At 62.1% G+C, this 3,476-nt stretch carries 1 protein-coding gene; it reads left to right on the top strand.

Going from position 1 to position 3,476, the window contains the following annotated elements; translation table 11 throughout:
• Positions 1 to 586: 586 nt before the first annotated feature.
• Positions 587 to 1,039: a helix-turn-helix domain-containing protein gene (locus tag WAW17_RS14325; protein ID WP_422333620.1), complete on the top strand. Its 453-nt coding sequence runs from the start codon at positions 587 to 589 to the stop codon at positions 1,037 to 1,039.
• The last annotated feature ends 2,437 nt before the right edge of the window (positions 1,040 to 3,476 follow it).

Below are 3,476 nucleotides of genomic sequence, written 5' to 3'. Positions count from 1 at the left end.
GGGGTTCTCTTAGCAGCAAGAGTCCCCAGCCTGAGGGCGGTCTTCTGCTTACTACATCCGCTGGCCTGCGACGACCCGGACGGGGGCCTTGTTGTCCAGCGGAAGATTTTCTGGCCGACGCCCTGGCCCGCTCCCTGCGGAAAGTTCGGGCTCCCATCGATGATGGTTCGGCCAAGAGGATGTGGCCACTGTCGGCGGCTGTTGACGCCACCGCGATATTGCAGCCTTAGCGCGGTCAGCTGAAAGTTGCTGCCATCAAAGTTATTTGACACGAATCGCCCCGGGAGTCCAAAGGGCACACCGAATACGGTGTGCTGCACCTTTTGCGCTACAAGCGGGCCCGACGTGAACAAGGCTGCAGGACTCCCCGGTGGGGCGCGCTAGAGGATGGTAAACCGCAGTGGCTCCATTACGCAACTTATTCACGCACCCCATCACCACCCCTTTCTAAAGACCTGCCAGAAAACCGGGCTAAGATCGGTGCAACAATAACACGCAACAATAAGACTTGATAGTGTCAGGCGGGACTCCCGGGAGGGGAAACAATGAGCGGGTACGGACACGGTCGGACCCAGGAGTTGATGAAGTGCCTCGCAGCGGAGTCAGAGGATTCCGGGGTGACAAGCTCCGCGAACTGCGCGTGAAGGCCAACTTCACGCCGGATGATCTGGCCGCCCGGATCGGTTCGACTCGTCAGGCTGTCTCGACGTGGGAAACGGGGCGTTCCAGGCCTGCACCGGAAACGCTCGGCCTTCTGGCTGAGGCATTGGATACCTCGATTTCCGTGCTCGTACCGATTCCCGACAGCAAACTCAGGATGAGCGACCTGCGGGTACGCGCAGCACTGAACCAGCGAAATGCGGCCATGCGACTCGGGATCGGGGCCACCACATTGGCCGAGATCGAGAGTGGAATCAAGCAGGTTCGTGACGACCTCGTTGACAAGATTGCCGAACTTTACGAGATGGACGGGCGAATCGTGGCCGCAGCATGGAAGCGTGGATGCGATCAGCGAGAGACACGCGCGAAGAACTTATAAGTAATCACGCAACTAAAAAACGGCATGATGGGTCTGCAATTTTGCCCCCCAGCGGCGTGTCTTCGTCGTTACCGCTTCAACTTGTGACAGGTTTGGTGCGGATTCGGTGTGGTTGCTGGATCCACGAGTAGATGGTCGGGGTCTTGGAAGGGGAACAGCATGGCAAACCCATACAAGGGAGACCGAACACGCGTAACCAGCAGAGTCCCTGACGCGGTATTCGAGGAACTCGAACGGAGACGGGCGGAGGCGGGTGTGAACATGAGCCAGTTTCTGTCTGATTTGCTCGCCGCAGCAACCGGCCACAGACACCTTGTTCAGGAGACCGATCAGGAGGTGCTGCAACTATCGGCGTAATCGCGACGGCGGGCTTGACCCCGCGTAACCGAACATAACGCAGTGCACCCCGCCAGCTAAACGAAAAACCCCCGACCGGACGGGGCCGAGGGTCTTCGACGTTGGCTGAGAAACGAGTTAGCCGCTCGATTCTCTGTACTGCCTTTCCCCGAAGGGACTGTCTTGCGGACAGAGCCCAGGGTATCGCACACCCTGATGCAGGTTCAAACATTTCTGCGCGTGTCACCCAGCCTGTTGGTGGTGGCGCAGTGAACGCGCAGCTATACGACACGTGCACCCGTTTGTGGTCGCCGCGGCAACGAGTACGGGTCGACCCAGACCGAACGCACAGCTACAGCGCCTCGGTGTCCATTCCCGCGCAGCGGCCAGAGTTTCCTTGGGCCGTCTACCTGGCTGGATCCGACCAGCGATTTCGTCTGCTCGGGTTCGACTTCGACAGCGCCCGCCATGGTCGCGAGATTGCCCTCGCCGATTCGGAGCGGCTCGCCTCACAGCTCACTGAGCTGGGCGTAGCGCACTTACGCACCCATTCGGGTCCTACCGGTGGCCAGCATGTGTGGGTTCGTCTTACCGAGACCGGTGCGCACCCGGACGTGGTCCGTCGACTCGCTCATGCCCTCAGCCAGCACTACTCCACACTCGACACCTCAGCCCTCAAGAATCCGGCTACCGGCGCATTGCGCCCGCCAGGATCACCCCATCGAGCGGGAGGACGCTCGACACCACATCTGCAGGGCCGGGCGCTCGCGGCCGCGCTCGACGAGGTCGGCCGCGGGACCACACCAGAAGTCGTCACCTGGCTGATCGCGCGACATCCCCATACCCGCCACCAGCGGAGGTCAGAGGTCCCTCGTTCGCCCGCACAGCGAATTGTGGATGACTCCGAGGGTCCTCGGCTCGACCGCCCTCGCCGGCCACTTCCCCACCGCACGATCGACCTACTCAATGCCGTGCCGGAGCCGGGTACCGACCGTAGCGCCCTGGCGCACACGATCTTCCTGTCCATGGCTCGGGCCGGGTACACACTGGACGAAGCTCGAGCTGAAGTCGCCTCAGCCCCCGGACTGGTTCGGCTTCGCGAGGACGCGGCCCACGGCCGTGGCGACACCGAACGCCAATGGTCACGAGCTGTCGCCCGCGCCGCTACGTTCACCGCTGACTCCGTGCAAGCACCACCCCGTGAACCGATTGACGATGAACTCGACAGCATCGAGCACGGACTGGCAGCGACTTCCGCGTTTTGGGGCCGGCGAGGGGGCACGAGTGACGAGCGGATCCTGTACGCACTGACCGAACTGGCGCGCATCGCCCGGACTCGTGTCCTCGACATCGATTGCAGGCGCTTAGCGCAGGCAGCCGCGTTGGACGCCTCTACCGTGTCGAGAAGGCTCCGTGTGTTAGCTGCGGAGGGGTGGGTCACGTTGACGACGCCGAGTGCAGGGAGGCGAGCAGCTACCTGGACTCTTAACCTGCCTTCCGTCATCGGTCTCGCCTCTACATCTGCAACACAAGGGGAACCCGCCCCCGCTCCTAGCGCTGGGCTCCCCCTCCTACGCCACCACACGCACGACCTCTGGAGTGCACCGAAGTGCGGAGGACTCGGTCCAGCCCACGCCCGTATCTACTGGTTCTACCGCTCGGGCGTGAAGACTTCTGATCAATTGTCGGAGCGGACTGGTTACGGTGTGGACTTCGTTGTGCAGGCATTGAACCGACTGGACAGAGCAGGGCTACTCGACATGACAGTTGTCGGCGAGAAGCTGCTCCAACTATTCGAGGTTGCTGCGAAGGCCCTCGGTGTGGCAGGGATCAATGCCCAGCGGGCCGCACGGCACTTAGTCGACCGCGAGCTCTTTACCTGGTGGAACGAAGAGCAGCAATGGCGGACCACACCGGGTAAGAAGCCCGGCACACGTCGACGGCGCGGTGTAGACAATACGCTCGCGCTCCCAATCTCGGCCCCGGCCCGCGTCCGTTACGGGCGGTTCCCCACCAGATCGAACGGGAGGGCCGACTACGCAACTGCTCGGACGATCGTTTCCAGTGCTTGTGATTCTTCGAACGGCTTGGCGGCTTAACC

Origin of the sequence: Rhodococcus sp. (in: high G+C Gram-positive bacteria) (assembly GCF_049286785.1) — a bacterium.
Taxonomy (GTDB): Bacteria; Actinomycetota; Actinomycetes; order Mycobacteriales; family Mycobacteriaceae; genus Rhodococcus_F.
The sequence above is the reverse complement of the archived record's forward strand: the minus strand, read 5'-3'. Positions and strand labels throughout refer to the sequence as shown.